Below are 1,414 nucleotides of genomic sequence, written 5' to 3' on the forward strand. Positions count from 1 at the left end.
CGTCTTTTCCTGATTTAGGTTGACAGTTTTAATGTTTATTTACTGTTATTCCTGAGGGAGGTTAACACTTTTCTTTCTAACAAGCTATCTACTACGGAGGGGATACCCCTCCGGAGAAGAGCGCGGATAGCTGGCAGGCCGCTGTTTCCATAGTTTCTTTGGCTGGGCAATTCCTTCATGCACCTTGGAAGGATAGCTGTTCCCGCAACTCATGTGGGGCCTGGATTCATTGTAGTGACGAATGTATACCGGTAAATCTAGTTTAATCTGCTGGAAGCTTTTCGCATGTGAATCACATAAATATTCCTGTTTAAATGTTAAGTTGATCCGTTCGGCTATGGCATTGCGATCCGGGCGACCCGGTGGAGACCAGCTGAGGACGATGGGTTCGTTCTCTAACAATAGCTGATAAGCTTTGCTGCCATAAATACTGCCATTATCACTGTGGTGGATCAAGGTCATCTCTCCATGCACATGACCAGCTAAGGCCATCTTCAGAGCGGCTTGAACATGCTCACTGTTGGCTCGCTGCGACCAGCTATACCCCACGACCTTGTGGCTGTAAGCGTCTGTAGACAACGCCAGATAAGCCTTCCCCTGAAGAATGACTACCTCTGTATCATCTTGTACCCAAAGATGACCGGGGCCTGCCACACTGAGTTTATGGGCCAGGTCCTGGCGGCCGGTCCGCTCGGCCGAACTGGCCGAAGCGCTCTTTGGGGCCCGTTTTCTTCGCAGTAATAACCCCGCATCCCGAAGAACATCCAAAAACCGATCGCGTCCAATAGGGTCCTCAGGATGGTCCCTGACAAAACAACGCTGCAATTTTACACCCCCTATTTTCTTGTTGATCAGGCGCTGCGCCTGTACAAATTCGGTGATTTTCTCCCGGAGATCTCCACGCTGATCAAATCGCTTTCGTGATTTATAAATCGCTTGCCTGCTTATACCAATCCACTCAGCTATTTGGCTCATCGAGATCCGATAGCTGCGGCGGATTAATCGGATGGATTGGTGTCGGACTTTTTTTGAATGGAAATACCCAGCTCACGCTCAGCTACATCAATCATGGTCCGGTAAAACTCCGAGCGGATGCGTTCGGTTTGAAGCTGCTTTTCTAATTGCCGGACCTTCTTTTTTAACTCCTCAGGACCGGTTTTATCGTCAGATGTTGCCATGGCAGATTGGGTGAATGAATCCCTGCAATATCCATATTTTTTCATCCATTCCAGAATCGAACTGTTGCCTCCAATACCAAACTCCACGCGGGCTTGTTCTTTGGTTAATTCACCATTGACTACACGTCTGACAACCCCCAGTTTAAAGCTATCACTATAGGTAGGTTGGGGTTTCTTCTGTTTATTTTTCATCGGCTGACTCCTTAAATTGTGTCAACCTATTTCAGTTTAAGACC

2 protein-coding genes are annotated in these 1,414 nt (G+C 47.7%); both read right to left on the minus strand.

Features of this window, described 5'->3' with window-relative positions:
• Positions 1-84: 84 nt before the first annotated feature.
• Positions 85-975, minus strand: a complete 891-nt coding sequence (locus L6773_RS21190) for an IS3 family transposase (RefSeq protein WP_237856670.1) — start codon at positions 973-975, stop codon at positions 85-87.
• A 23-nt stretch (positions 976-998) separates the two neighbouring features.
• Positions 999-1,370, minus strand: coding sequence for a hypothetical protein (locus L6773_RS21195; protein WP_237856671.1), 372 nt, complete (start codon positions 1,368-1,370; stop codon positions 999-1,001).
• Positions 1,371-1,414: the final 44 nt, after the last annotated feature.

The sequence above is a fragment of the Rhodohalobacter sulfatireducens genome (assembly GCF_022012475.1).
GTDB lineage: Bacteria > Bacteroidota > Rhodothermia > Balneolales > Balneolaceae > Rhodohalobacter > Rhodohalobacter sulfatireducens.

Excerpts from the sequence above, each read along its gene's own strand:
- L6773_RS21190 (WP_237856670.1), bottom strand. The coding sequence starts at position 975 with ATGAGCCAAATAGCTGAGTGGATTGGTATAAGCAGGCAAGCGATTTAT.
- L6773_RS21195 (WP_237856671.1), bottom strand. The coding sequence starts at position 1,370 with ATGAAAAATAAACAGAAGAAACCCCAACCTACCTATAGTGATAGCTTT.